General features: G+C 70.6%; 30 protein-coding genes and 1 pseudogene. 12 read left to right on the top strand and 19 right to left on the bottom strand.

The features are described from left to right. Positions 1-12 precede the first annotated feature (12 nt). Together KIK09_RS39600 and KIK09_RS60740 are read right to left on the bottom strand one after the other, a co-directional pair. A complete protein-coding gene (locus tag KIK09_RS39600; RefSeq protein ID WP_214324614.1) occupies positions 13-324 on the bottom strand; it encodes a hypothetical protein in 312 nt (103 codons plus the stop codon). A gap of 127 nt (positions 325-451) precedes the next feature. Next, positions 452-850 (bottom strand): annotated as a pseudogene (locus KIK09_RS60740) (LmrA/YxaF family transcription factor). Between KIK09_RS60740 and KIK09_RS39590 the strand changes: the two are divergent. Both KIK09_RS39590 and KIK09_RS39585 read left to right on the top strand, forming a co-directional pair. After that, entirely contained in the window at positions 844-1,434 is a 591-nt protein-coding gene (locus KIK09_RS39590; RefSeq protein WP_214324612.1) for an RNA polymerase sigma factor, read from the top strand. The pseudogene KIK09_RS60740 and the gene KIK09_RS39590 sit on opposite strands and share 7 nt — an antisense overlap. Before the next feature lie 59 nt (positions 1,435-1,493). Next, a complete protein-coding gene (locus tag KIK09_RS39585) occupies positions 1,494-2,066 on the top strand; it encodes a hypothetical protein (RefSeq protein WP_214324611.1) in 573 nt (190 codons plus the stop codon). 401 nt (positions 2,067-2,467) lie between these two features. Here KIK09_RS39585 and KIK09_RS39580 read toward each other — a convergent pair whose 3' ends face one another. The 8 genes from KIK09_RS39580 to KIK09_RS39545 all read right to left on the bottom strand — a co-directional run bounded on the left by KIK09_RS39580 (position 2,468) and on the right by KIK09_RS39545 (position 6,756). Continuing rightward, complete coding sequence (locus KIK09_RS39580; RefSeq protein WP_214324610.1) at positions 2,468-2,761, bottom strand: SAM-dependent methyltransferase; 294 nt, start codon at positions 2,759-2,761, stop codon at positions 2,468-2,470. A gap of 242 nt (positions 2,762-3,003) precedes the next feature. Beyond that, complete coding sequence (locus tag KIK09_RS39575) at positions 3,004-3,666, bottom strand: cysteine hydrolase family protein (protein WP_214324609.1); 663 nt, start codon at positions 3,664-3,666, stop codon at positions 3,004-3,006. A 245-nt stretch (positions 3,667-3,911) separates the two neighbouring features. Next, complete coding sequence (locus tag KIK09_RS39570; protein ID WP_214324608.1) at positions 3,912-4,280, bottom strand: MauE/DoxX family redox-associated membrane protein; 369 nt, start codon at positions 4,278-4,280, stop codon at positions 3,912-3,914. 12 nt (positions 4,281-4,292) lie between these two features. After that, positions 4,293-4,715 (bottom strand): hypothetical protein, encoded by a 423-nt coding sequence (locus tag KIK09_RS39565; protein WP_214324607.1) that lies wholly within the window; start codon positions 4,713-4,715, stop codon positions 4,293-4,295. 138 nt (positions 4,716-4,853) lie between these two features. Beyond that, entirely contained in the window at positions 4,854-5,000 is a 147-nt protein-coding gene (locus tag KIK09_RS39560) for a hypothetical protein (RefSeq protein ID WP_214324606.1), read from the bottom strand. Positions 5,001-5,004: 4 nt separating this feature from the next. Then, entirely contained in the window at positions 5,005-5,514 is a 510-nt protein-coding gene (locus KIK09_RS39555) for a hypothetical protein (RefSeq protein WP_214324605.1), read from the bottom strand. Further along, entirely contained in the window at positions 5,489-6,019 is a 531-nt protein-coding gene (locus tag KIK09_RS39550) for a hypothetical protein (protein WP_214324604.1), read from the bottom strand. Before KIK09_RS39550 ends, KIK09_RS39555 begins: the two co-directional genes overlap by 26 nt. A gap of 2 nt (positions 6,020-6,021) precedes the next feature. Next, on the bottom strand, positions 6,022-6,756 hold the full coding sequence (locus tag KIK09_RS39545) for a hypothetical protein (RefSeq protein WP_214324603.1): 735 nt from the start codon (positions 6,754-6,756) through the stop codon (positions 6,022-6,024). A gap of 520 nt (positions 6,757-7,276) precedes the next feature. On the opposite strand from KIK09_RS39545, the gene KIK09_RS39540 reads away from it, so the two are divergent. The 3 genes from KIK09_RS39540 to KIK09_RS39530 all read left to right on the top strand — a co-directional run bounded on the left by KIK09_RS39540 (position 7,277) and on the right by KIK09_RS39530 (position 9,742). Continuing rightward, positions 7,277-8,077 carry an ArsR/SmtB family transcription factor gene (locus KIK09_RS39540; protein ID WP_214324602.1) on the top strand — a complete coding sequence of 267 codons (801 nt, stop codon included), beginning with the start codon at positions 7,277-7,279 and terminating at the stop codon, positions 8,075-8,077. A gap of 67 nt (positions 8,078-8,144) precedes the next feature. After that, on the top strand, positions 8,145-8,798 hold the full coding sequence (locus KIK09_RS39535) for a hypothetical protein (RefSeq protein WP_214324601.1): 654 nt from the start codon (positions 8,145-8,147) through the stop codon (positions 8,796-8,798). A 74-nt stretch (positions 8,799-8,872) separates the two neighbouring features. Beyond that, on the top strand, positions 8,873-9,742 hold the full coding sequence (locus tag KIK09_RS39530; protein ID WP_214324600.1) for a hypothetical protein: 870 nt from the start codon (positions 8,873-8,875) through the stop codon (positions 9,740-9,742). Position 9,743: 1 nt separating this feature from the next. Here KIK09_RS39530 and KIK09_RS39525 read toward each other — a convergent pair whose 3' ends face one another. The 8 genes from KIK09_RS39525 to KIK09_RS39490 form a co-directional block, all read right to left on the bottom strand. Continuing rightward, on the bottom strand, positions 9,744-11,159 hold the full coding sequence (locus KIK09_RS39525) for an L-fucose/L-arabinose isomerase family protein (protein ID WP_214324599.1): 1,416 nt from the start codon (positions 11,157-11,159) through the stop codon (positions 9,744-9,746). A gap of 252 nt (positions 11,160-11,411) precedes the next feature. Beyond that, entirely contained in the window at positions 11,412-13,460 is a 2,049-nt protein-coding gene (locus tag KIK09_RS39520) for a bifunctional aldolase/short-chain dehydrogenase (RefSeq protein WP_250574457.1), read from the bottom strand. Then, positions 13,457-14,602, bottom strand: coding sequence for an L-rhamnose isomerase (gene rhaI, locus KIK09_RS39515; RefSeq protein WP_214324597.1), 1,146 nt, complete (start codon positions 14,600-14,602; stop codon positions 13,457-13,459). The genes KIK09_RS39520 and rhaI overlap by 4 nt, the downstream gene beginning before the upstream one ends. Before the next feature lie 7 nt (positions 14,603-14,609). Further along, complete coding sequence (locus KIK09_RS39510; RefSeq protein ID WP_214324596.1) at positions 14,610-14,921, bottom strand: L-rhamnose mutarotase; 312 nt, start codon at positions 14,919-14,921, stop codon at positions 14,610-14,612. After that, the gene (rhaS, locus tag KIK09_RS39505; RefSeq protein ID WP_214324595.1) at positions 14,921-15,991 is read right to left on the bottom strand and encodes a rhamnose ABC transporter substrate-binding protein; all 1,071 of its coding nucleotides are present in this window, start codon (positions 15,989-15,991) and stop codon (positions 14,921-14,923) included. Before rhaS ends, KIK09_RS39510 begins: the two co-directional genes overlap by 1 nt. Then, positions 15,988-16,977: an ABC transporter permease gene (locus KIK09_RS39500; RefSeq protein WP_214324594.1), complete on the bottom strand. Its 990-nt coding sequence runs from the start codon at positions 16,975-16,977 to the stop codon at positions 15,988-15,990. Before KIK09_RS39500 ends, rhaS begins: the two co-directional genes overlap by 4 nt. After that, positions 16,970-18,001, bottom strand: a complete 1,032-nt coding sequence (locus KIK09_RS39495; protein ID WP_214324593.1) for an ABC transporter permease — start codon at positions 17,999-18,001, stop codon at positions 16,970-16,972. Before KIK09_RS39495 ends, KIK09_RS39500 begins: the two co-directional genes overlap by 8 nt. Continuing rightward, the gene (locus tag KIK09_RS39490; protein WP_214324592.1) at positions 17,998-19,494 is read right to left on the bottom strand and encodes a sugar ABC transporter ATP-binding protein; all 1,497 of its coding nucleotides are present in this window, start codon (positions 19,492-19,494) and stop codon (positions 17,998-18,000) included. The genes KIK09_RS39495 and KIK09_RS39490 overlap by 4 nt, the downstream gene beginning before the upstream one ends. Positions 19,495-19,607: 113 nt before the next feature. Between KIK09_RS39490 and KIK09_RS39485 the strand changes: the two genes are divergently transcribed. The 7 genes from KIK09_RS39485 to KIK09_RS39455 are packed head-to-tail and all read left to right on the top strand — an operon-like array spanning position 19,608 to position 25,020. Next, complete coding sequence (locus tag KIK09_RS39485) at positions 19,608-20,951, top strand: rhamnulokinase (RefSeq protein WP_214324591.1); 1,344 nt, start codon at positions 19,608-19,610, stop codon at positions 20,949-20,951. Next, complete coding sequence (locus KIK09_RS39480) at positions 20,948-21,952, top strand: LacI family DNA-binding transcriptional regulator (protein WP_214324590.1); 1,005 nt, start codon at positions 20,948-20,950, stop codon at positions 21,950-21,952. The genes KIK09_RS39485 and KIK09_RS39480 overlap by 4 nt, the downstream gene beginning before the upstream one ends. Before the next feature lie 11 nt (positions 21,953-21,963). Further along, positions 21,964-22,515 (top strand): hypothetical protein, encoded by a 552-nt coding sequence (locus tag KIK09_RS39475; protein WP_214324589.1) that lies wholly within the window; start codon positions 21,964-21,966, stop codon positions 22,513-22,515. 28 nt (positions 22,516-22,543) lie between these two features. Continuing rightward, positions 22,544-23,149 (top strand): cyclodeaminase/cyclohydrolase family protein, encoded by a 606-nt coding sequence (locus KIK09_RS39470; RefSeq protein WP_214324588.1) that lies wholly within the window; start codon positions 22,544-22,546, stop codon positions 23,147-23,149. After that, a complete protein-coding gene (locus KIK09_RS39465; RefSeq protein ID WP_214324587.1) occupies positions 23,146-23,946 on the top strand; it encodes a bifunctional 5,10-methylenetetrahydrofolate dehydrogenase/5,10-methenyltetrahydrofolate cyclohydrolase in 801 nt (266 codons plus the stop codon). Before KIK09_RS39470 ends, KIK09_RS39465 begins: the two co-directional genes overlap by 4 nt. Further along, positions 23,943-24,341 carry a DUF5655 domain-containing protein gene (locus tag KIK09_RS39460; RefSeq protein ID WP_214324586.1) on the top strand — a complete coding sequence of 133 codons (399 nt, stop codon included), beginning with the start codon at positions 23,943-23,945 and terminating at the stop codon, positions 24,339-24,341. Before KIK09_RS39465 ends, KIK09_RS39460 begins: the two co-directional genes overlap by 4 nt. Continuing rightward, entirely contained in the window at positions 24,334-25,020 is a 687-nt protein-coding gene (locus KIK09_RS39455; RefSeq protein ID WP_214324585.1) for a type 1 glutamine amidotransferase, read from the top strand. The genes KIK09_RS39460 and KIK09_RS39455 overlap by 8 nt, the downstream gene beginning before the upstream one ends. On the opposite strand, the gene KIK09_RS39450 is transcribed toward KIK09_RS39455, so the two are convergent. Then, entirely contained in the window at positions 25,008-25,748 is a 741-nt protein-coding gene (locus KIK09_RS39450; RefSeq protein ID WP_308164589.1) for a sulfite exporter TauE/SafE family protein, read from the bottom strand. The two genes, KIK09_RS39455 and KIK09_RS39450, sit on opposite strands and share 13 nt — an antisense overlap. Between the last annotated feature and the right edge of the window lie 11 nt (positions 25,749-25,759).

Raw genomic sequence — 25,759 nt, 5'->3', positions numbered from 1 at the left:
ACCAGGGGAGCTTCACCGTGCCTGAATGTTGGTCGTATCGTCCCCGGTCGAGGCGATCCCGCTGTTAGCGCCGCCGATGGCGATCGACCGCTCCCCGGAGGCGGAAACACGCGGCGCATCCTGCCCGTCGCCACTGCCGAGGTTCCGGTCGACGCGCAGCCCGTACACCGCCACCCCCAGCCCGACCAGAGCGACGAACACCCCGATCACGCTGGCCAGCTTGTCCGCCTCCTCCAGCCCCACCTTCGCGAAGTAGACGCCCAGCCCTACCAGGGCCGCCACCGCGACCACAGCACCGCCCCATACCAGCACACGCCCGCGCATACCGGCATCATCGATCCCCCCGCAAGATCACACAACGCGATTACACGAGAACACGTCCGACCTGCCGAGCCGTCCAGGAAACTAGACGCTTTCGGACGAGATGTCATCAGCCCAGCGAAGCCTCAGGTCAGCAAGGCAGGCGGCCCGAATCTGCCATATTTCGGTGGCGCCTGCCGGCGATCTCCAGCGGTGCCTCGCTCTGGGACACCTGCGCCGACAGTTCCGCGCCCTCCAGCATGTTGATCATGCTGTGGGCGAGGTCGTGCGCGACGTCGTCGGCGAAGCCGGAGCGACTGAGTTTGTCGTGGACCAGCGTGCGTCAGTTCTCGTAGGCGTCCTCTGTGGCCTGCTGGATCTCGGGCACCCGGTCGGCGCTCTCCAACGCCGTGGTGGTGACGGGACAACCGTCCAGCCAGCCGGACTCGCGCAGCCCCTCGGCCAGGTCGCGGGTGCAGGTGACGGTATGGCGGGATAGCCGGGAACCCAGGCAAACCTCGCGGACAGTAGATATGTGTGGACATGTCATTACTGCGGAGCCGAATACGTGACGGCGACAAAGCTGCGTTCGGCGAGCTCTTCGACGAGTGCTCGAAAGCCGTCTACAACCACGCTTTCCGCCTGACGGCCAACTGGTCCACGGCCGAGGACGTGATGGCGTTGACGTTCCTGGAAGCGTGGCGGCTGCGGGGCAGGATCGACGCCGAGAGCGGCTCGCTGCGGCCCTGGCTGCTCGGAATCGCCACCAATGTGGCCCGCAACGTACGCCGGGCCGCCCGCCGCCACGACGACGCCCTGGCCCGCCTGCCCAGGGGTGAGGAGATGCCCGACTTCGCCGAGGAGCTCGTGGGCCGCATCGATGACGCCGAGCGTTTGGCCGCCGTCCGCCGCGCGTGCGGGCGGTTGCGCCGCGCGGAGCAGGACGTGTTCGCGCTGTGCGTGTGGGCCGGGCTCGACTACGCCCAGGCCGCCGAGGCGCTCGGCATCCCGGTGGGCACGGTGCGGTCCCGGCTGTCACGAGCCCGCAAAAAGATTGCGGCGGAGGCGGAACCGCCCGCGGCGACCCGACAGGTATTAGGTGACCGCGGCTCGAAGAAGGAGGACATCAAATGAACTGGCCGGCCGAACGTGATCTTCCTGAGGGCCGTCACCGACTACTTAAGGAGTTCGTGATGACGGAGATCGACAACAAGGCCCCTCGGCGGCGCCTCTTGCGCCTCCCCGTCCTGGCCCCCGCCCTGGGCCTGGCTGCCGCTGTGGCGGTGTCCGTGCCGCTGCTGTTCGGCGGCACGCCTGCCTACGCGCTCATCAAGAGCCCCGACGGCCTCATCGGCATCACCATCAACGAGGTCAAGGACCCGAAGAAACTACAGGCGGACCTGCGGGACATGGGGGCGAATGTGGTGGTGGACTACATCCCCGAGGGCAAGAAGTGCAGCCCGCAGCCGCGCAGCAGCCACTTCCTCAGCAAGGAGGAGGCGCCGCTGGCGGTCTTCCCGGCCCCAGACCCCGAGTCGGACTTCGTCATCAACCCGAAGCTCATCGGTCCAGGGCAGACGGGAGTGCTGGAGTTCAACGTCGAGAAGATCGAGGGCGATGAGGTGACGATCGAGGACCACGCCGTGGTGGATCTCGGCGAGAAGGCCCAAGACTCCGTCGTGGCGAGCCTCTGGGCCCGTGTCGGTGAGGGCCCGATCGCCGACTGCACGCTGGTGGACACCACGGACGCGCCGCTGTCCCACTGACGCGCACCCGCGGGGCCGGGGGCGCTCGCGAAACGACGCCCGCCGCACGATCGTGTGCGGTGGGCGTCGCCATCATCCGGACCTCAGCGCTCAGGCTTCTCCGCCTCCCGCTCCAGCCCGGGGCACGGGGACGGCTCCTGGACGCACGTGACACTCAGCGCTATTTGCCTTGGTGACAGCGACCCGAGTGCCGGGCCCTGATCTCCCAGAGTGACCCTGGTGGCCAATTCTTGGCGTCCAGCAGGCGTCGCCCGCTCACCCGATCGGTCAACCGGTGCTGCTTGAACGCCCGGCGTCGCTCGGCGAAGATCGTCTTGCGGGGCGATCCCGTAGAGCCACGCGATCTCGGTGCTCAGCTCGGCCTGGTACGTGCGGCCTGACTCGAGCACCGTCACGAACACCTAGGCGCGGACGATCCCGGCCGGGTCGTCGCCGTCGGCGATGCCGTGCGGCACGGACACGAACAGTACGCAGACCGGCAGCGAGAAGTCGATCAACCGCCGCACCTCGGGGTCGCCGCAGACCATGGCGGGGTCACGCAGGTCGGCCTGCATGACGCGGACGCTGTCGTCATGCTTGGAGGCCAGCAGTGCCCTGGCATGCACGGCCACCATGTGGTCGTTGTCGACGTACACCACGTGGGCACCGCCCGCGACCTCGTGCATGTTGCCCTGACTGGGCAACCCCGGCCCCACATCGAGAAACTGCGTCCGAGGACGTTACCTTGGCGCGTTCATGAAGACCCGGTTACTGACGCGTCGCCGGGGTTGACATCGGTCAACGCCCGGGCCCGCCCTCCTCCGGAGCAGTGTCACTCTGAGCAGGGGAAACACGCCCTTTGCGGAATAGCCCGGTCTCGGCAGGCATCACGCCCGTTGGGAAGGTTCATCCGCCTGTGAGTTGATCAATCGCGCGAACCATCTCGATCGCGTGGTCGTTAGCGCCCGTGTTGGATCATGTCGAGTACGTCGGTCGTTGAGCGCACGTCGCCGAAGGATCGGTAGATGGTGTGCAGCGTGGCGTTGTGTTCCTTGTCGCGTGGTGCCGCGTTTGCGTCTGCGACCATGATGACCCTGAATCCGAGTGTGGCGGCATCGCGGGCGGAGGACTCGCAGCACACATTGGTGACGGTCCCGGTGATCAGAACGGTGTCGACTCCGCGCTCATCCAGCAGGCTGGAGAGCAGGCACCGGCCAGGAAAGAAGGCGCTGGCCGCATGCTTCTCCACCAGCACGTCCCCGGGATGGATCACCAGTTCCGGCCAGAGGCGTTCGGGGAGCGGACCTGTCCCGCCAGAGGTGCGGTACATCTCGGCCGTTTCCGGGCCGTGGAACTCATCGAGCACCGGCGTCCGTTCGCCGACCGCGGGCAGGACCCAAGCGACAGTACCGCTCGCCGCTCGGAGGGTATCGGCGATGCGGCTGATATTGGGCACGATGCCGCGGCAGTAGGGGCTGTCGGACACGAAGAACGGCACCATGTCGATCACCACCAGGGCAGTACGGGCCGGGACAAGGTCCGTGAACGCGAAGCGACGGCCTCGACGAGCCTCGTGCCGGGCGTACTCGCGAGGGTCGATCCACCATTCGTGCTGGCGCATCTCAACATCCGGCGGCAACGCTCTCCCATCCATGTGGCGGGCGGAAGGTACTCTCTCAGCCACGGCCGATCATTTTCGCCCAGGGTGCCCCTGTCAATCAAAACTCCGCCTCCAGCAACGCGGCCGCCGGTCCCCTCTGGGCGTCGGTGTGTGGGTGTGACCTTCCGGTCGGTGATGGCGTCGTAGGTGTTGTCGCCCTATACCCGACCAGGTCAGGTCCTGGCTGCGGCCGACGGGAACAGAAATTACGTTCCCCCGGTGGCGAGGATGAGGCTGGCGGTCAGCATGAGGGTGGCGCGTGACCAGGAGCGAAGGGTGACCGGGCGGGTGCGCCCGAAGCACGTGCAGCTCGGCGAGCGTCCGCCGGCCAGCAGGTAGGTCTGCACCACGACGAACGCGGCACAGAGCGCGCTCAGGAGGTATCCCACTTCCCGGTCGCCGAGGGGCGAGAAGGCGGCCAGTACCGTGAGCGTCTCCACGCCGACGACGACAGCGGCGCTGGGGCCCGGGAACGGCGCGCCGTACGCCGCGAGGCTCAGCCGGAAGGCCGGGAACCTGCGTGCCTTGGCCACGACGGCGTACGACAGCACGAGCGCCAGCGCGTACCTGATCATGGTCAGCAACGGTCACCTCGCGATCAGCAGGACGAGCAGCGGGATCAGCAGGACGGCGAACGGTCCGCGCAGGCGGCTCATGGCCGTGTCGAAGACGTGGTCGGCGTCCGTTCTGTCCCGGGCGATCAGGAAGACGGCGAGCATGAGCGTCCGGCCCGTGGCGAAGCCGGCCCCGGCCGCGATCGCCTCCTGCCAGGTGGCCATGAGCAGCAGGCAGACGGCGATGACGTGGGGCAGCCCGGTCGGCGAGTAGGTCCGCATCCCGGTGCCCATCTCGGTGCCGAACTGCAGGGCCCCCCAGAACGGCACCCGCGTCACGAACTGCGGCACCTGCCGGCCGTTCTGGACGAGCGGGAACCGGACGACCCCGAGCTCACGCAGGAGCAGCATCGCCACCACGGCGGCCGCGACCACCTCGCGGGCGGCCCCCGGCACGGGGATGCGCAGCAGGGAACCGGCCGTCGCCAGTGCGAACGCCGTCGCGATCGCGCCCAGGTAGAGCCCGGCGACGAACCCGAACCGATCCAGGCCCCGCCGGACCGACGAGGCGAGCGCCCAGGCGCTGTTGAGGCTTCAAACCGAGCCGGACAGCGAGAACCCGGCCACCAGGGCCGCGATCAGCCACGAGAACCCGGCGGAACCCCAGGCCAGAGCCACTCCGGTGGCGAGGAGCAGCAGCGCCACCGGAGGGCCGAGGAGCCGGACGGCCGACTTCGTCATGCGGTCAGATGGCCGTACGGCAGATGGAGAAGTTGGAGTAGTTGCCCGAGCAGCTGACGTAGCTGTAATAGCCGTCCGAGCACATGCGCCTGGTCGGGGTGTTCGACCCGCCGTACCACTTCCACGCGTTTCGCTGGCCGCAGGACGTCAGGTTGGGCGTGTAGCGCCAGGAGACACAGGTATAGGAGCCGCCCTCGTCCTTGTGCCACTGCCCGCTGCAGTTGTCGCTTCCGTAGTACGCAGTGCTCGGGGTGCACACGGTGTTCCTGTCCACGTACCCCTCGCAGTCTCCCCAGACGCTGTACGGCCCGCTGGCGAGCGCGGCGCGCGGACGTGACCAGGGGAACAGGTCGAGGGCGCCCAGCCCGGCGGCCATGGCGGCCCCCGTCGCCATGGCCATGACCTTCCGGCGGCTCCACTGCGAGGGACGGTCCGCCGTCTCGATCGGCACGGGAGACGGCGGAGGCTCGGCCGAGCTCGGCACCGCGTCAAGAGGTGACTTCATCTGCTTCACGACGTGACTCCTCTCCGGAGATCGCGACCCGATGGATGATCTCTTCGAGCACCGCCGACGAGCCGGCCGGTGCGCTGTGGACGACCACGCCGCCCTCGTCAATCACGACGGCGGCGGGGACGTACGGCAGGTTGATGGCCCGCCAGGCTTCCGGCCGGGTGATGACCCGGACGTTCGCAGGGACGGGCTTGGCGAACTTCGGGTCGTCGGAGACGATCGCCAGCTGGACCTCGCCCTCCAGGCTCGGCGCGATCCTGCGGATCGTCGCGACGAGTTCGTCGCAGATCGAGCACTGGCGATTGATCTTGACCGCGACGGTCATCCGGCCGGGAGCGGCCAGTTCAGCGAGGGTCCCCGTCGGGTCTGACTGAGCCACGTTGAGGCCCACACCTTGGTAGGTGGCCAGCTCCAGCTCCCGGACGCGCCGGTAGAGCCCGGCCCCCGCGGCGGCGAGGATGAGCGTGAACGCGGCCAGGATGATCATCGCGGCGGCAACGGGATCCATGGTCAGGCCGACCAGTCCACGCGCTTGATCCTGGTGAGGAAGCCGAGGCCGGCCTCCATCGTCCCCGACCCGGCCCGCAACGACGCCCGACCGGCGCGGTCGGGCACGTCCCAGGGGTCGAGGGTGACGACGGCGTTGGACCCCACCAGCATCAGCGTCTCGCCGGAACCGGGGGTGGCAGGCGGGTTGCGGTAGACCTCGCCCGCCTGTGCGGCCATTCCCCGCCACGCCGGCAGCGCCGCCTGCACTTTCGCCTTGGCCTCGACCCGGAGGACACCGACACCGACCACAGGGGCCATGTAGGCCGCCCATTCCAAGGTGAACCGATCGCCTGGGTCGCCAAGCAGGCCGTCGGGCGTGTCGACCCAGCGCAGGCGGGTGAGCGTGTCGATGATGTCCGCCGCCTCCCAGCGGGGGGCGTAGAAGAAGCCGTGGGCCATGTGCCAGGGCCCGGCCCAGGCCGCCCAGCGCGCGCCCTCGGGGGTCGCGCAGTCGTAGACGACGACGTCGCCGCCGCCCATCGAGAACCGCTGCGGGTTGGTGCAGCCGCGCGATTCGACCACCGCGCCCAGAGCGCTGCTCGGGGCGATCTCGAGGCCCCAGCCGTCGTAGGTCGGAGACCTGCGGCCGTACTTGGGGATGTAGCGGATATGGCCGGTCCAGTCCCGCAGCGCGGCCTGTTCCTCCCGGCCGAGATCGACGGTGATCCGCGACCCGTCAATCGCCTGAACTGCCATGCGAACCTCCCCGGTCATCGGCGTTCTCAGCTGGCTCGCTGATCGGCAGCGTTCACCCGGGAAGATCGCCACGTCCAGCTATTCGACTGAGTGGCGAATGCTTTGTGTGCGGGGTTATCAGTGGTAGTGGTGGCGATCAAACTGGCGTCATGAGCGTTCGCCTCACGCAATACGCGCACGGGAGTGGCGCCCCCTCCTGCTCAGCGACGCGCTGATCGTCGCCGACGAGATCTCGAACGCGCCCGTGATCGGCACTCTGGCCGGCAAGGCGATCATGATCGGACACTGAACCAACAGGGAGAGGTGGATTGACATGGTGCAGGTGCTGCCCTTCGGGGCCGAAGATCTGGCACACACCCGTTTCGCGATATCGCCCATCGGCCATCTGGTACACGGGATGCACAACGGCCCTTGTTCGCGGAGCTCGCCACGGCGTCAGCGATGGTGGAGCACGGCCCGGCGCGCCGTTCCGGTCAACGGGCGGTCGCTGGTCGAGCTTGTCAACCTGGGATGCCGCTCGGTGCCCGCGTTCCTGCTGCCCTCGTCCCCGGCGGAGCAGCCGAGGTTCGAGCCGACGCTGGACGACGAGCTGGACCTGCTCGCCGCGACGCCGCTCGACCGGATCCGCGCCGAGCTGCTGCCACGCTCGGGCGCCGGCGGGTCGTTGCCCCGCGTCGCCCAGGAGTTGCTCGACGGCCAGAGCCGCGCCCTGCGCCGTATGGTTCAGGTCGTCCGCGACGTGTTCAAGTCCTGCATGTCCGACGACTGGCCGGACATCCGCCGCCGATTACACCGCGATCTCAACCATCGCGCCCACGTGATGATGGTCAACGGCACGGGAGCCGTCCTGCAGACCCTGCACCCGACCATCACCTGGGAGAGCGGGCACCTTCTGTACACCGTGCCGGATCAGCCGCCCGTCGGGTCGACGGCGAACCAGGGGTTCGTCCTGAAGCCATGCGCGTTCGGCAGCAGCTCCATCCATCCGGTGACGGCACCAGGTCATCCGCCGGTGCTGATCTACCCCTGCCGAGAGGACGGAGCCGACCGGCTCGGCCGCGGCGGCGGAGACTCCCTGTCGGTGCTGCTCGGCGCGGGCCGGGCCCGGGCGCTGCGGGCGATCGACGGCGGATGCTCCACCGCCGAGCTGGCCCGCCGCCTCTACGTCGGCCCTCCGACGGCCTCCGCTCACGCGGTCGTGCTCCGCTCGGCCGGCCTGATCACCACGGAGCGGGACGGCCAACGGGTCCGCCACGAGGTCACCCTGCTCGGGTCGGGGCTGCTCGCGGCCAACCCAGGTGGCAATTCGATGGATTCATGAATTGCTTCTGCCCGTACCCGCCAAGGAGGGATGCTCCAGTCGATCACACCTGAGGGGATGGCGAAACATGCGACGACATCGTGGCGGCCGGCGCTACCCAGCGCGCTGGGCCGCGCTGTTTCTGCTGCTCGGGGCGGCGTTCGGCGTGGGCGCGCCCGCCGCGCAGGCGCGTACCGCGCAGGGTGGCTACCACTGGGACCTGGTCCTTCCCGGTGGCGGAGCGACCTTCGACAGCTTCGACTACAACGCGCAATCGCGGAACATCAACGGCGTCGACTGGCCGGTGGACCTGATCTTCACAGGTCGCGCGACCATCAACCGGGTCAAGAATGTCGTGAGCGGGACGCTCAGCCTCCAGGGAGGGGTGATGTACGCCTGGGTCAACGGCGTCTGGGACTCCGACAAAGGTCTCAAGCAACACCGCGGGAGCACCTGCCAGGGCGACAGCTATCACTTCCGGGTCTACGCGCCGCCGAGCACCGACCAGATGTACAGCAACTACTACGGATACTTCGTGATCGCCACCAGCCACAACGACTACAACGAGAACTGCTACGGCGGCTACTCCTACCACAACGAGACCGACGAGCGCTGGATCGCCGGCCTGTTCTCCAGCCACGGCTACGCGGTCCACCCGGACTCCATCTACCTCAACAACTACGAGAACGCGGGATCCCTCGGCTACAACGATGGCTGGGCGACCGAAGTGGTACTGCCATAGCCGCCGCCGCGCTCCTGCTCGCCGTCCAGCTGTCCATGAACTCCCCGGTGCAGGGGAGCTGCGTCCGAACTGCCATGACCACCTCGGTGATCGGGTCCACCGAGGTGGTCCGGACGCGGTTCCAGCTCCCCTCTACCGCGGCACAGGGCCCGGCGACGTGGTACCTCGTCCGTCTGCACGTGGCGGCGGTCGTTTCGGTCCGGGCGGGCGGCGGGGCCACGGTCTCGGCGGCGACGAACGGCCGCACCGCGGCGATGGTCGAGTTCACATCCACGGGGCAGGGCGTGGACTGGCAGACCGTGTCCATCGCCGAGCCGGGCCGGCACGGCCACGCGGCTGACGGCCACGCCGACGTCCTCATGTCCAACTATCTGCAGGTCAGGGGCGTCGCCAGCGGCCTCAACACGTTGGCGGTCGACGCGGACGCCTGGGGAGGCGCGCGCATCGAACGGCTCCGCGTTCTCCCGGACACCTGTGTCGAGCAGACCGGGACGTCACCGGAGACGCTTCAGGCGAAGGCCGGGCTGGAACCGGAGACGCCGGAAAGCGGTGCCGACTTCGACGTCAACGTGCTGGTACGCAACGCCGGCACCAGGGACGTCCGGAACCTGCGCGTCATCATGACCCCGAGTGACGACGGGCTCGTCCCCCTGCGCGGCAGCGAGCTGACCGCCGCCGAGATCCGCGGCGAGTGGAAGGGCTCGCTGCCCTTCCGGGCCGCGACTCCCGGTCGGCACTCCGTACGGCTCGACGTCGTGACACCGCTGTCGGGCCGGGTCGGCGGTACCGTCATCCCGATCGTGGTCGCGCGACCAGCCCGCGTCAGCCCTGCCTGGCCGCTGCTCGCCCTCGGAGTGTGCACACTGACCCTCGCGGGACTCATCACCCGGAGGGCGTTCCGCCGCCGTGATTCAAAGAGCAGCCCTGAGTGTGACGTTGGGTGACTCAGACTTCGACCAGTTCGATCTGGAGGAGTTCGGCCAGGGCGCGGAGTTCGGGGATGCGGTGGCCGGTGCCCAGGGCCCAGTGGTGGGAGATGCCGGTGGCGCTCCAGGCGTCGGTCCACTCGCCTGGGTCGCGGCCGAAGTCGACGCGGGACGTGGTGTTGCCGATTTTCAGGTGGGGGCCGTCGACCGTGGTGCCTTCCGAGGCTACGAAGGCGAAGCGGCCGTCGCGGCCCTGCCGTACGCCGAAAGCTGTGACGGGGCCGTGGGCGACGTCGAATTCCACTGATACGCCCCAGCCGCGTTTGCCGTGGAAGACCCCGAGACCGCGCAGCAGCGGGCGGCGGAAGCTGATGGCCAGGTGGGCGGGCCCGTCGTGGCCCATCTCGACGTGGCCGCGCAGGAAGTCGAGCGCCTGCAGTTCGGTGAACGAGCCACCCGCGCCCAGCCGGTCCATGATCAGCATGGCCAGCGAGGTGCGCAGCTCGTACTCCCCGGCGGCGGGGACGCCGCGCGCGGTCAGCAGCGACGAGCCGAGGATCATGCCCGCGCCCAGCCGTTCGTGGATCTCACCGTCGAGGCCGCGGTGGTAGTAGGCCAGGCTGTCGAGCTCGAAGTCAGCGACGAGCCGGTCCAGGCCGACGCTGACCTGGGCGGCCCACTCGAAGTCGGCGGAGTCGACCGAGTCGTCCAGCGCGAACACCTCGCGGGCCAGGTCCATGCGCTCCTTGACCTCGGCGGAGGAGACGCGCTCGACCCGGACCCGCAGGTCGTCGAACTCCAGCACCTCGACGTGCCCGCCGAAGTTGACCGGGACCAGCGTCAGGTCGGTGGACACGTCGAGCATGCCCGGGTAGAGGTGGCCCATCAGCCCGTGCCGTCCCCTGCGCAGCGCGGACCGCACGCCGGCGGCCTTCACCCAGCCCTCGATCCGCCGCCAGGCCCGCTCGTCCTCCAGGTAGCCGGACACCGAGCGGAACGGGATGCCCGCGCGGATGAAGGTGTTGGCCATCTCGGGCAGCGGGCAGGCGCCGCAGTAGGCCAGCCACTGCCCGGTGTCGAAGGTGTCGTGGTCCATCGACTCGGTCGGCTGCAGGTTGATCAGCAGCACCGGCGCCCCCGACCGCTGCGCCACCGGCAGCAGCATGGTGGCGGTCATGTAGGTGGTCAGGAACCCGACGATCAGGTCACAACCCGCCGCGCGCAGCTTCTCCGCCGCGGCCGCGCCCTCCTGGGCGTCGGAGATGAACCCGACGTCGACGACCTCGCACCCGAGCTCGCCCATCCGCTCCGAGACCCGCGCGGCCGACCTGCGCAGCTGCGGCAGCAGGTCGGGAAACTGCGGCCAGTACGCCCCCAGCCCCCCTGCCACGAGCCCGACCCGCGTAGGGATCGCATTGATCCTCTCAAGCGTCATGAATCTCTCCTTTTTCCTGTACAGCGAGCTCTTCCTGTACAGCGAGCTCTTCCTGTACAGCGAGCTCTTCCTGTACGGCGAGCCTTTCTTCCTGTACGGCAAGCCGCGCCCACCGCCGCCCGCCGCACTTCGGCCGAGGGCCCGCGACCGGCGCTCGCGGCGAGTCGGTGACGGTCACCCGCCGCCACGTCACCCGGAACCGGCCCAAGGGCGCCGAGCCGATCCCGTTCGGGCGCAGCCGCGGGCCAGGCGTCACCGGAGGAAGGCGGCGGCCACGCCGGCGTCGACGGGAATGTGCAGGCCCGTGGTGAGGGACAGGTCACCAGCGGTCAGAGCGTAGACCGCGGCGGCGACGTGTTCCGGGAGGACCTCGCGCTTGAGCAGGGTGCGCTGGGCGTAGAACTCGCCGAGGCGCTCCTCCTCCACCCCGTAGACCGCCGCGCGGTTGGCGCCCCAGCCGGAGGCGAAGATGCCGGACCCGCGCACCACGCCGTCGGGGTTGATGCCGTTGACCCGGATCCCGTGCTCGCCGAGCTCGGCGGCCAGCAGGCGGACCTGGTGCGCCTGGTCGGCCTTGGCCGCGCCGTAGGCGAGGTTGTTGGGCCCGGCGAAGACGGCGTTCTTGGAGGAGATGTAGATGATGTCGCCCCCCAAGCCCTGATTTATCAGGACGCGTGCCGTCTCGCGGGAGACCAGGAACGAGCCCCGCGCCATCACGTCGTGCTGCAGGTCCCAGTCGTCGAGCGTGGTCTCCAGCAGCGAGCGCGACAGCGACAGCCCGGCGTTGTTCACGACGAGGTCGACGCCGCCGAAGACCAGCACGGCCTGCCGTACGGCCTCGGCGACCTGTGCCTCGTCGGTCACGTCCACCCGGACGGCGACGGCCGCGTCCCTGGTGCCGAGCTCCGCGGCGACCTTCTCGGCGGCGCCCAGGTCCCGGTCGGCGAGGACCACGCAGGCGCCCTCGGCGGCCAGCCGTCGGGCGGTGGCGGCGCCGATGCCCGAGCCGCCGCCAGTGACGAGCGCGACGCGCCCCGCGAGAGGCTTCGGCTGCGGCATGCGGCGGAGCTTGGCCTCCTCCAGCTCCCAGTACTCGATGCGGAACTTCTCGGTCTCGTCGATGGGCCGGTAGCTGGACAGGGCCTCGGCGCCGCGCATCACGTTGATCGCGTTGACGTAGAACTCGCCCGCCACCCGCGCCGTCTGCTTGTCCTTGCCGAAGGTGAACATGCCGACGCCGGGCACGAGCACGACGGCCGGGTCGGCGCCGCGCATGGCGGGCGATCCCTCGACCGCGTGGCGCCGGTAGTAGGCGGTGTAGTCGGCGCGGTAGCGCTCGTGCAGTTCCTCCAGGCGGGCGATCGCCTGGTCGAGCGGCGCGTCGGGCGGCAGGTCGAGGACGAGCGGGGCGACCTTGGTGCGCAGGAAGTGGTCGGGGCAGGAGGTGCCGAGCGCGGCCAGGCGCGGGTGCTCGGCGCGGGAGAGGAAGTCGAGGACCTCAGGCGTGCCGGTGTAGTGCCCGACGAGCCGGGCCCCGGTGCGCGCGAAGGCGTCCGTACTGGCCAGCCGCCGCAGTACGGGGAACAGGGCCGCCACCCTGGCCTGCCGTACTTCTGGCGAAATTTCGGGATAAATGGTTGGGCCGAACGGGTCCGGGCGGCCATGCGCGGCGATGTAGACCTCCGCGGTGCGGATGATCTCCAGGGAGTTCACCTGGCACTCCGCGCTGGTGGAGCCCCAGGCGGTGATCCCGTGGCCGCCGAGGACGCAGCCGATCGCCGACGGGTTGGCCGCCTTGATCGCCGCGATGTCCAGCCCGAGCTGGAACCCTGGCCGCCGCCACGGCACCCACACCACCCGCTCGCCGAAGATCCGCGAGGTCAGCGCGGGGCCGTCGAGCGCGGTCGCGATCGCGATGCCCGAGTCGGGATGCAGGTGGTCGACGTGCGCGGCGTCCACCAGCCCGTGCATGGCGGTGTCGATGGACGGCGCAGCCCCTCCCCTGCCGTGCAGGCAGTAGTCGAAGGCGGCCACCATCTCGTCCTCGCGCTCGACCCCGGGATAGACCTCCACCAGCGCGCGCAGCCGATCCAGCCGCAGGACGGCCAGCCCGGACTCGGGCAGGGTGCCCAGGTCGCCGCCCGAACCCTTGACCCACATGAGCTCGACCGGCGCGCCGGTCACCGGGTCGGTGTCGTGGCCCTTGGCCGAGGCGTTGCCTCCCGCGTAGTTGGTGTTGCGCGGGTCCGAGCCGAGGGCGTGTGCCCGGTCGAGCAGCTCGGTCACAGGATCGATCCTCATGCGCCCCATCCCGCCTGGCTGCCGCCGACGCGCTCCTCGACGACCTTGTCGAAGTAGCCGGACCTGGCGTAGGCGGCCATCGGGTCGGGGGCCAGGCCCATGTCCTGGCGCAACTGGGCGAGCAGCGGCCGCACGTCGGTGTTGTAGGCGTCCATGAGCACCGCGTTGGCGCCGAGCACGTCGCCCTCGCGCTGCGCGGCGCCCAGCGCGTCACGGTCGACGAGCAGCGCCTTGGCGGTGGCCTCCTGCACGTTCATCACCGAGCGGATCTGGCCGGGGATCTTGGGCTCGATGTTGTGGCACTGGTCGAGCATGAACGCCACGTCCTCGGTGTAGCCGCCGCCGCGCACCACCTCGAACATGATCCGGAACAGCTGGAACGGGTCGGCCGCGCCCACCATCAGGTCGTCGTCGGCGTAGAAGCGCGAGTTGAAGTCGAACCCGCCGAGCTTCCCCTCCCGCAGCAGGAACGCCACGATGAACTCGATGTTCGTGCCCGGCGCGTGATGGCCGGTGTCGACCACCACCTGCGCCTTGGGCCCCAGCTTCACGCAGTGCGCGTAGGCGGTGCCCCAGTCGGGCAGGTCGGTCATGTAGAAGGCGGGCTCGAACAGCTTGTACTCCAGCAGGAACCGCTGCCCCTCCCCCAGCCTGGCGTAGACGCTCTCCAGGGCCTCGGCCAGCCGGTCCTGCCTGGCCCTGATGTCGTCCTGCCCCGGGTAGTTGGTGCCGTCGGAGAACCACAGCTTGAGGATGTCCGACCCGGTCCGGTCCATGATGTCCACGCACTCGAGCAGGTGGTCCAGCGCCTTGCGGCGGACCGCGGCGTCGGGGTGGGTGACGCTGCCCAGCTTGTAGTCGTCGTCCTGGAACACGTTGGAGTTGATCGCGCCGATGCCGACGCCCAGCTCGCGCGCGTGCCCGGCCAGGTCGCCGTAGTCGTCCACCCGGTCCCAGGGGATGTGCAACGCGACGGTCGGCGCGACGCCGGTGTACCTGTGCACCTGGGCGGCGTCGGCGATCTTCTCGTACGGATCACGCGGCACTCCTGGCTGGGCGAACACCTTGAAACGGGTGCCGGAGTTGCCGAACGCCCACGAGGGCAGTTCGATGTGCTGGCGGCGCAGTTCGTCCTTGACCATGTGCTCCTCAATCCAGGTGGAATACTTCGTCGAGCCGGAGCAGCCCCTCGTCCGGGCGGCCCACCTCGAAGAACTCGGCCATCTCGGCCTGCCAGCGCCCGTTGACGCCGGTCTCCGCCATGGCCTGCTGGGCGGCGGCGAAGTCGTCGGTCTCCAGGTAGCCGACCAGCAGCCCGTCCGGTCTCAGGAAAAGCGAGTAGTTGCGCCAGCCGGTCTTGCGCAGGGCCTCGAGCATGTCGGGCCACACCGCGCGGTGGCGTTCCTTGTACTCCTCCAGCCGCTCCCGCTTGACCTGGAGGAGGAAGCAGACCCTCTCCATCAGAAGTCGAACTGGTCGATGTTGGAGGCGTCGAAGGTGAACGGCGGGCCCAGGATGATCTCGCCGTCCTTGCCGATCGTGCGGGAGCCGAGCTTGCCCGCCTTGAACGACTCGCCCTCCGCGCCGGTGATCTGGCCGGACACCAGCGCCGCCGCCGCGTAGGAGGCCAGGTAGCCCAGGTCCTTCGGGTTCCACAGGGCGAACTTCTGCACCGTGCCGTCCTTGACGAACTGGCGCATCTGGTTGGGGGTGCCGAGCCCGGTGAGCACGACCTTGCCCTTGTACTTGGAGCCGGAGATGTAGCGGGCGCCGGCCGAGATGCCGACCGTGGTGGGGGCGATGATGCCCTTCAGGTTCGGGTAGGCCTGCAGCAGACCTTGGGTCTGGGTGAAGGACTTCTGGTCGTCGTCGTCGCCGTAGGCCACCTTGACCAGCTTCATGTCCTTGTACTCGGGCTTGGTCAGCTCGTCCTTCATGTACTTGATCCAGGTGTTCTGGTTCGTGGCGTTGGCGGTGGCCGACAGGATCGCGATGTCGCCCTTCGAGCCGATCATGGAGGCGAGCAGCTTGATCTGGGAGCGGCCGACCTCCTCGGAGCTGGCCTGGTTGATGAAGATGTCGCGGCACTCCTTGGCCGCGTCCGAGTCATAGGAGACGATCTTGATGCCCTTGCCGCGGGCCTGCTGGAGCGGGCCGCACACGGCGTTGGCGTCGTTGGCGGCGATCAGGATCGCGTCGTGGCCCTGCTGGGTGAGGGTGTTGATGTAGGAGATCTGCGAGGAGGCCGAGGCGTCCGACGGGCCGACCTCCTTGGCCTGGCCCTGGTACTCCTTGGCGGCGTCGATCCCGGCGTTGTCGACGATCGTCTCGTAGGGGTTGTTGATCTGCTTGGGCAGGAAGGCCAGCTTGAGCCCCTGCTTGATGGGCGCGTCCGGGTTGGCCTTGGCTGCGGCCGGGCTGGAGGCCTGGGCGGGGGGAGCCGACTTCACGGAATCCTTGGTGGTGCCGCCACAGGCCGCCGCCCCCAGGGCGAGCAGCGCGGCGACCGCGGTAAGGCGCAGCGGGTTCATGACGTGGTTCCTTTCGCGGCCGGCCTCAGCAGCGAGACCAGGCGGGGGGTGAGGACCGACACGATGAGCAGGAGCCCGGTGACGATCGACTGGATCTCGGTCGACACGTCGCCGAGCATGAGCAGGTTGCGCAGCAGCCCGATGAGCAGCACCCCGGCGATGACGCCGCCGAGCGTGCCCTTGCCGCCGTCGAAGTCGACGCCGCCGAGCAGCACCGCGGCGATGACGGCGAGCTCGACGCCGACCCCGTTGTCGGCCCTGGCAGAGCCGTAGCGCAGGGTGTAGACGACCCCGGCGAAGGCCGCGACCGTTCCTGAGATCACGAAGAGCAGGAGCTTGATCCGCTTGACCCGGATCCCGGCGAAGAAGGCGGCCTGCTCCTGCGCCCCGATCGCGAACAGCGAGCGGCCGAACCCGGTGGCGTGCAGCACCACGCCGACGATCACGGCCAGCACGGCGAACAGCGCGATCGGGTACGGGATGGGCGTGCCTGGCACGTCCCCCACGGCCAGGTCCACGTACCGCGGCGGGAACTGCGCGACCGCCCGGTCGCCGAGCACCACGTAGGCGAGCCCGCGATACAGCGCCAGCGTGCCGATCGTGACCGCGAGCGACGGCAGCCCGAGCCGGGTCACCAGCAGCCCGTTGACCAGCCCGCAGACGGCGCCGACGACCACGACCAGCGGGATGATCGTCTCGATCGCCATGCCGGAGTCCCACAGCTGGCCGGCGAGCGCGCTCGACAGCCCCAGCACGGAGGCCACCGACAGGTCCACCTCGGCGGCCACCACCAGCATGGTCATGGCCAGCGCGATGAGCGCGATCTCGCCCAGGTCGCCGAGCGCGAACGACAGGTTCGACGCGGTCGCGAACTCCGGCGACCCGATCGCCCCGCCGCAGAACACCACGACGAGCAGCGCCCCGACGACCACGTCCCAGCGCCGCACCAGTGCCCCGACGGACCTTGTCGCGTGGGTGTCAGGCATGGCGGCTTCTCCTTCGCAGCAGGCGGGCCAGGCGCAGCGCGAGGACCCGGTCCACGCTGATCGCCAGGAGCAGGAGGGCGCCGGTGATGGCCTGCTGCCAGAAGGGGTTGACCCTGAGCACGACCAGGGCGCTGCCCATGGTGGTGAGCAGGAGCGCCCCGAGCGCGGCGCCGTAGACGGATCCGACGCCGCCCGTGATCGCCACGCCGCCGACGACGACCGCGCTGACGACCAGCAGCTCCCACCCGTGCGCCGAGTCGGCGATCACGGTCCCGAAGCGGGCCAGCCACAGCACCCCCGCCAGCCCGGCCAGGCATCCGGAGACCAGGTAGGCCAGCAGGATCCGCCGCCGCACGGGCACTCCGGCCAGCCGCGCCGCCTCCGGGCTCGACCCGATCGCGTAGAACTCCCGCCCGCTCGGGTAGGACCGCAGGTAGTAGCCGATCCCCACCATGATCACGACCGTGATGAGCGGCAGGTACGGCACGCCGAGCACGGCCCCGTTGCCCAGCCTCAGCAGCCCGGGCGGCAGATCGACCGCGTTGATCTGGCGCCCGTGGGCGAGGTAGTGGTCGACGCCCTGGATCACGTAGAGCGTGCCGAGCGTCACCACGAGCGCGGGGACGCGCAGGAAGCTGACGAGCAGCCCGTTGAGCAGCCCGCACAGCGCCCCGATCGCCACCCCGAGCAGCACGCCCGGCACGACGCCCCAGCCGCTCGCCAGCACGTCCCCGGTCACGAAGGCCACCAGGCCGACGACGGACCCGACGGACAGGTCCAGGTTGCGGGTGATGACGACCATCGACTGCCCGACGGCGAGCAGGGCCAGGATGGAGGTGTTGAGCAGGATGTCCTGGATCCCCTGCCCGGACAGGAAGTTCCCGTTGACGCCCGCGGTGACGGCCACGAGCGCGGCCAGCGCCACCACCAGGCTCAGCTCCCTGGCACGGAAGACCAGGTCGACGAGCCCACGGGCACTGCGGGGGTGCGTCCGCGCCTTCGGAGTGGTCACGGCCGTCGTCATGCCGCCCTCCCGGTGGCCGCCGACATGACGTTCTCCTCGGTGGCGTCGGCGCGGGGGATCTCGGCCGTCAGGCGGCCCTCGTGCATGACCAGGACGCGGTCGGCCATGCCGAGCACCTCGGGCAGGTCGGAGGAGATCATCAGGACCGCGATGCCCTCGCCCGCCAGCGCGGACAGCAGCCGGTGCACCTCGGCCTTGGTGCCGACGTCGATGCCGCGGGTGGGCTCGTCGACGATGAGCACCGACGGCTGGGTGGCCAGCCACTTGGCCAGCACGACCTTCTGCTGGTTGCCTCCGGACAGCACGCCGACGCCGTCGCTCAGCCGGGCGAACTTGAGCTGGAGCCGCAGCGCCCAGTCACGCGCCCGGTCGCGCTCGGCGCGACGCGAGATCGTCGGTCCGCGGCGCAGGGAGCGGAGCCCGGTCAGGCCGATGTTGCGTTCGATGGACAGCTCCATGACCAGGCCCTGCTGCCGCCGGTCCTCCGGCACGAGCGCCAGCCCGGCGTGCATCGCGGCGGTGGGGCTCCCGGCGGGTAGCGCCGCGCCGTCGACGGTCACCGAGCCGGCGTCCCACCGGTCGATGCCGAAGACGGCGCGCGCCACCTCGCTCCGCCCTGCGCCCACCAGGCCGGCCAGGGCGACGATCTCGCCTCGCCGTACGTCGAAGGAGACGTCGGTGAAGACGCCCTCGCGGGTGAGTCGCTCCACGCGCAGGGCGACCTCCCCGACGGAGGCGTCCTGCTTGGGGTACATGGCGCCGAGGTCGCGGCCGACCATGCGGCGGACCAGGTCGTCGTGGGTGAGTCCGGCGACGGGCTCGCTGGCGATCCAGGCGCCGTCGCGCAGGGTCGTGACCCGCTGGCACAGCGCGAAGATCTCGTCCAGGCGGTGCGAGATGAACAGGACCGCGCACCCGGCCTCGCGCAGCGAGGAGACCACCGAGAACAGCCGGGCCACCTCGTTGCCCGACAGGGCGGCGGTCGGCTCGTCCATGATCAGGACGCGGGCGTCGCGCGAGAGCGCCTTGGCGATCTCGACGAGTTGCTGGTCGGCGATGGACAGGCCGCGCGCGGGCTGCTCGGGGTCGAGCGTCACGCCCAGCCGCTCGAACAGGGCTCCGGCCTGGGCGCGCATGGCCCCGCGGTCGATGCGGCGCAGGCCGCGGCGGGGCTGGCGGCCCATGAAGATGTTCTCGGCCACCGACAGGTCGGGGAAGAGCGTGGGCTCCTGGTAGATGACGGCCACCCCGGCCTGCTGGGCGTCGGCGGGCCCGGCGAACTCGACCGGTTCGCCGTTGACCAGCACCTGGCCGCTGTCGGGGCGGTGCACCCCGGCCAGCGTCTTGACCAGGGTGGACTTGCCGGCGCCGTTCTCGCCCGCCAGGGCGTGGGCCTCGCCCGCGAACAGCTCGAGCGACACGTCGCGCAGTGCCCGCACGGCCCCGAACGACTTGCTGACGTGTGCCAGCGCGAGTGTGGGGGGACCACTCATACGCCCTCCGAGGCAACAAACGTTTTAATCGGATGACAAGCGAATGTAGATGCTGTTTCCGGGACCGTCAACGGGTCTTGGCGTCCTTGACGTTATTACGTTTTAATCAGGGGATGCGATTCATCGCGGTTGACCTGGGCGCCTCGAGCGGGCGCGTGATGCGGGCCGAGGTGTCGGCCGGCGGGATCGAGCTGGCCGAGGTGCACCGGTTCCCCAACCGGCCGGTCCGGGTCGCCGGCACCCTGCACTGGGACGTCCTGGCCCTGTACCAGGGCGTGCTGGACGGGCTGCGCGGGGCCGGTCCCGCCGAGTCCGTGGGGATCGACTCGTGGGGCGTGGACTACGGGCTGCTCGACGGCGCGGGGCGGCTGATCGGCAACCCGGTGCACTACCGTGACGGCCGCACCGCGGACATCACGGGACGGGTGGATCCCTACGAGGTGACCGGGCTGCAGTTCCTGCCGTTCAACACGGTCAACCAGCTCCTGCGGGAGCGCCTCGACGGGGCGGGGACGCTGCTGATGATCCCCGACCTGTTCGGTTACTGGCTGACCGGCCAGAGGGCGGCCGAGCCGACCAACGCCTCGACGACCGGCCTGTTCGACGCGACCCGGCGCGAGTGGGCCGGCGGCCTGATGGAGCGGCTCGGGCTGGATGCACGGATGTTTCCCGCGCTGCTCGAGCCCGGGGCGGAGATCGGGAGCTTGCGCGCGGACGTGGCCGAGGAGGTCGGCTACCGGACCACGCTGACGGCGGTGGGCTCGCACGACACCGCCTCCGCGGTGGTCGCCGTGCCCGCCGCGACCAGGGACTTCGCCTACATCTCCTGCGGCACCTGGTCCCTGGTCGGCGTCGAGCTGGACGCCCCGGTGCTGACCGAGGACAGCCGCCTGGCCAACTTCACCAACGAGGCCGGCGTCGACGGCACGGTGCGCTACCTGCGCAACGTGATGGGCCTGTGGATCCTGCAGGAGTGCCTGCGCGCCTGGGGCGACCCCGACCTGGAGCCGTTGCTCGAGGCCGCCGAGCACGCCACCACCGAGACGGTCATCGACCCGGACGACCCGTCGTTCCTGCCGCCCGGCGACATGCCCGCGCGCATCAGCGCGTACTGTGCGCGCACGGGGCAGCAGGCGCCGGAGAGCGTGCCGCAGGCCGTACGATGCATCCTGCGGAGCCTCGCCCTGGCCTACCAGCGGGCCGTCGCCGACGCCGTGCGGCTCAGCGGCCGGAAGGTCGAGGTCGTGCATCTGGTCGGGGGTGGGTCGCGCAATGCCCTGCTGTGCCGGCTGACGGCCGAGGCGACGGGGCTGCCCGTGGTGGCGGGCCCGGTGGAGGCCGCCGCGCTGGGCAACGCGCTGGTCCAGGCCAGGGCGCGCGGCCTGGTCGGCGACCTGCCGCAGATGAGGGAGCTGGTACGGCGCGGCGCAGGGGTGCGGATTTGGGAGCCGAGATGACGATGGTGAGCATCAAGGACGTCGCGGCCAGGGCGGGGGTGTCACCCGGCACGGTGTCCAACGTGCTCAACCGGCCGGAGAAGGTGGCGGTGGCCACCCGCGACAGGGTCTCGGCGGCCATCCGCGAGCTCGGCTTCGTCCGCCACGGGTCGGCCTCGACGCTGCGGGCCGGGCACAGCAGGACCGTGGGGCTGTCGGTGATCGACATCGGCAACCCGTTCTTCACCGACGTGGCCGCCGGGGTCGAGGACGTGGCCAGTGAGCTCGGCTACGCGGTCATCCTGGGCAACTCGGCGGGCAGCCGGGTCAAGGAGGAGCGCAACCTGCTGGTCTTCGCCGAGCAGCGGGTGCGCGGCGTGCTGATCACGCCCTCGGACGAGGACCCGCTGCGGCTGGACAGGCTGCGCGAGCGCGGCATCTGCGTGGTGCTCGTCGACCATCCGGCCGAGCGGGCCGACCAGTGCGCGGTCGCCGTCAACGACGTCTCCGGCGGCGCCACGGCCGTGGCCCACCTGCTGGAGGGCGGCGCCGACCGCGTCGCCTACGTCACCGGCCCCGCCACGATCCGCCAGTGCCTGGAACGGCGGCGCGGCGCCGAGCGGGCGCTGGCCTCGGCCGGGCGCGACCCGCGGACGCTGCAGGAGGTGGCGATGCCCGCGATGACGGCCAAGTGCGGTCAGGAGGCCGCCGAGAAGCTGCTGGCCCAGGGGGCGCTGCCGGACGCGCTGTTCTGCGCCAACGACCTGCTCGCGCTCGGCATGCTGCGCGGCCTGCTGCAGGCGGGCGTGCGGGTCCCCGACGACGTGTCGCTGATCGGCTACGACGACATCGACTTCGCCTCGGCCTCCACGGTGTCGCTGACCTCGATCAGGCAGCCCACCTACCAGCTGGGCCGGGTGGCCACCGAGCTGCTGCTGGACGAGTGCGACAATCCGGGCACGCACGCCCATCAGCAGATCATGTTCCAGCCGGAACTCGTCGTGCGGGAATCCACGCGATAAGTTCATGAACCATGTCGAATGGTGTACGACACGCTCTCGGGGTGGTCGCGGGGCTGCTCCTCACTCCGCTGATCGCCGCAGGACTGACGTACGGCGTCGGCTCCGTCTCGATGGAGCTGGCGCGCTTCTACCGCGCCCCCTGGCTGGGGTTCGGGGTGCTCGCGCTCACCGCGATCGTGCTGGCCTTCCTGCTCGGCTCGCGGATCTCGCCGATCGCCTCGCTGATGGGCGGGCTGACCTTCACCGTGGTGGGGATCATCCCGCTGATCGAGATGTCCGGCGTGCGGGTGCTGCCCGACCGGCTGCTGCCCGGCACGATGGGCATCGGCCTGCAGTCGCTGCTGTACCCGGGCGTGCTGTTGCTGCTCGGCGTGACGATGCTGGCGGTGTCCGCCTTCCCGTCGCGCTGGCGGTCGTCGCGGCCTGCCGTACCGCTGCCCCCTGTCCCGTACGGCGGGCCGTCGCCCTACCCGCCGGGCCCGCCCGGACCTGCGCACCTGCCGAACGCGCCGCAGGGCACGCCGGCACCTGAGGACGCCACGCGGCCGATGCAGCGCGAGTGATCGGGGTGGCGGCTGAAAGAATGCCGCCATGCGCGACACAAGGATCGTCGACTTCCTCTCCCAGCTGGCCGACCACACCCCGGCCCCGGGCGGCGGCGCCACCGCGGCGCTGCACGCCGCGCAGGCCGCGGCGCTGCTCGGCATGGTGGCCCGCTACAGCTGCGGCGACAAGTACGTGGCCCACGCCGAAACGGTGGTGGGCGTGATCGCCGAGACCGACACGCTGCGGACGCGGGCGCTGCGGCTGGCCGAGGAGGACGCGGCGGCCTTCACCGCGGTGGCCGACGCCTACCGGCTGCCCAAGGGCGAGCAGCGCAGCGCGGCCATCGCGGCGGCGCTGGTGGAGGCGGCCGAGCCGCCGGCCAGGGTGGTGGAGACCGCGAGCAGGCTGGTGGAGCTGAGCGAGGTGCTGCTGCCGATCGGCAACCGCAACGTGGTGACCGACGTCGCGGCGGCGGCCGAGGCGGCCAGGGCCGCGCTGACCACGGCCAGGGTCAACGTGGAGGTCAACCTGCGCGGCATCAAGGACGAGCAGGCGCGCGAGAAGCTGAGCATCCGGTTGTCGGGCGTGGACGCCGCGGTGGCCACGGCCGACTGGGTGACCGCCAAGGTACGCGAGGAGATCAACGCATGACGCTGTCGTTGCCGGGCAAGGAGCTGTCAGCCGCCATCCGCGCCTCGATCACGGGCGGCGCTCGGCTCGCCGTCGTGGTGGCCACCGAGGACGAGGCGGCGCTGTGGTACGTGCGCTCGATCGCCAAGGCGGCGGCCGCTGTCGGCATCGCCTGCGACATCGTGGAGCCCGCGCCGGAGGCGGACGAGATCAGGGCGGCGCTCGAACGGCTCAGCGCCGACCCCGGCGTGCACGGGGTGATGCTGCAGACACCGCTGCCGGCCGGCGCCAGGCTGCAGGATCTGGCCTCGGCCATCGACCCGGCCAAGGACGTGGACGGCGCCAACCCGCTGTCGCTTGGCCGGCTGGCGGCGGGGCTTCCCGCCTTCGCGCCCGCCACCGCGGGCGCGGTGATGGCGCTGCTCGACCACTACGAGGTGCCGCTTGAGGGCAGGCGCGCCGTCGTGGTGGGCCGCTCGACCGTGGTGGGCAAGCCGCTGGCGCACCTGCTGCTGGACAGGAACGCGACGGTGACCGTCTGCCATTCGCGCACCAGGGACCTGCCGTCCGTCACCGCCGAGGCCGATGTGCTGGTGGCGGCCGTGGGGCGGGCGGGGATGATCGGGGCGGAGCACGTCAAGCCCGGCGCGATCGTGATCGACGTGGGCACCAACCCGACGCCCGAGGGCGGCCTGACGGGCGACGTGGACGCCGCCGCGGTCGAGGGTCGCGCCGGCGGCCTGACGCCGGTGCCGGGCGGGGTCGGGCCCGTGACGACCGCGGTGCTGCTCAGGAACGTGTCACTGGCGGCCACGTGACGCTGTGGGCCTGTCCGCGATGTGACAGGGAGTTCGCCAAGGCCCGGCAGGCGCACACGTGCGTGCCGGGCATCACGGTCGAGCAGGTGTTCGCGCCCTGGCCCGCCGAATACCGGGAGATCTACGACCGGCTGACGGACCGCCTCGGCCCGGTGCACGAGGACGCGGTGGGCGTCGGCGTGTTCCTCAAGAGCGCGCGCAAGTTCGCCGAGGTGCGCCCGAAGGCGCGCAGCCTGTCGCTGATGCTGGTGCTCCCCCGGCCGATCACGCACCCGCTGCTGGCCAGAAGCCTTCCCATGAGTGGCGGGCAGACCCTCCACTACTTCAAGCTCACCCGTCCTGACGACGTGGACGAGCAGATTCTCGACTGGCTCGCGGAGGCCTACGATGCGTGACGTCCTGATCGTGCAGAACAGTGCCACGGGCGGCCCCGGCCGCTTCGGCGACTGGCTGCGGGAGCACGGCCTGAAGACCGACGTCGTGGCCGCGCACGAGGGCGCGGTGCTGCCCGAGCGGCTCGAGCACGACGCCATGATCATGCTGGGCGGCGGCTACCTGCCAGGGGACGACCACCGGGCGGCCTGGCTGGCCGGGGTCCGGTCGCTGGCCACGCAGGCGCTGGAGAACGGCACGCCGTACTTCGGGATCTGCCTGGGCGGGCAGCTGCTGGCGCGGGTGGCGGGCGGCGAGGTGACGGGGAACGCGGGCCAGCCGGAGAACGGCAGCACGCCGATCACGTTCCTGCCTGAGGCGGACAAGGACCCGCTCTTCCACAGTCTGCCCGCGGTGGTGCCCGCGATCGAGCACCACAAGGACGCCATCACGACGCTGCCGCCGGGCGCGGTGTGGCTGGCGCGCAGCGAGCGCTGCCCCTACCAGGCGCTGCGGGTGGGCGAGCGGGCGTGGGGCGTCCAGTTCCACCCGGAGGTGCTGCCCGAGCGCGTGCTGCAGTGGCGGGTCGACGGCTTCGACCCGGACGAGCTGTACGCGCGGGCGGTGGCCGACGAGCCGGTCTCGACCCCGGTGTGGCGCGAGGTGGCGGCCCGGTTCGCGGCGGTGGTTCAGGAGGCGTAGGCGTCGTAGCCGAGCTTGGCGGCGACGGCCAGCCCGCACGCGGCGGCCAGGTAGCGCAGGCCCTGGCCGGGCACGCGGCGGGCGATGGCCGGGCCGATCCAGCCGCCGATCAGGAATCCGGCGGCCAGCGGCAGGGCGGCGGCCCAGTCGACCGGGCCGAAGAGGGCGAAGCCGATGGCGGCCACGCAGTTGGCCAGCCCGGACAGCACGTTCTTGACGGCGTTGACGTGCGCCGCCGACTGTTCGATCACCGTGGACAGGACCGCGAACATGAGGATGCCGCCCGCCGCGCCGAAGTAGCCGATGTAGACGGCTACGGCGAACATCGCCAGGCGCATCAGCAGGCCGTGCTCGCTGTGCCTGCCGGTCCGCGGCGGGCGCACGAGCAGCAGCGAGGCGCCGCCGATCAGCCAGGGCGCGATCTGCTCGAACGTCCGCGAGGGCGTGGCCAGCAGGAGCGCGGCCCCGGCGGCGCCGCCGAGCGCGGTGATCCAGCCCAGGCGCAGCACCCGCGGGCCCTGCCCGGCCAGTTCGGGCCGCGATCCTGCGGCGGCGCCCACGGCGGTGAACATCAGCGCGACGGTGTTGGTGACGTTGGCCGTCAGCGGCGGCAGCCCGAAGGCCAGCAGCGCCGGGTAGGAGACGATCGAGGCGAGGCTGACGACGGTGCTGACCACGCCGGCCGCCACGCCCGCGGCCAGCAGTCCCGCCATCTCCCCGACGATCACCCACGCCATGC

The sequence above is a fragment of the Nonomuraea sediminis genome (assembly GCF_018531495.1).
In the GTDB taxonomy this organism is placed as follows: Bacteria; Actinomycetota; Actinomycetes; order Streptosporangiales; family Streptosporangiaceae; genus Nonomuraea; species Nonomuraea sediminis.
Note: the sequence above shows the minus strand (reverse complement) of the source record. Positions and strands in the feature narration are given on the sequence as shown.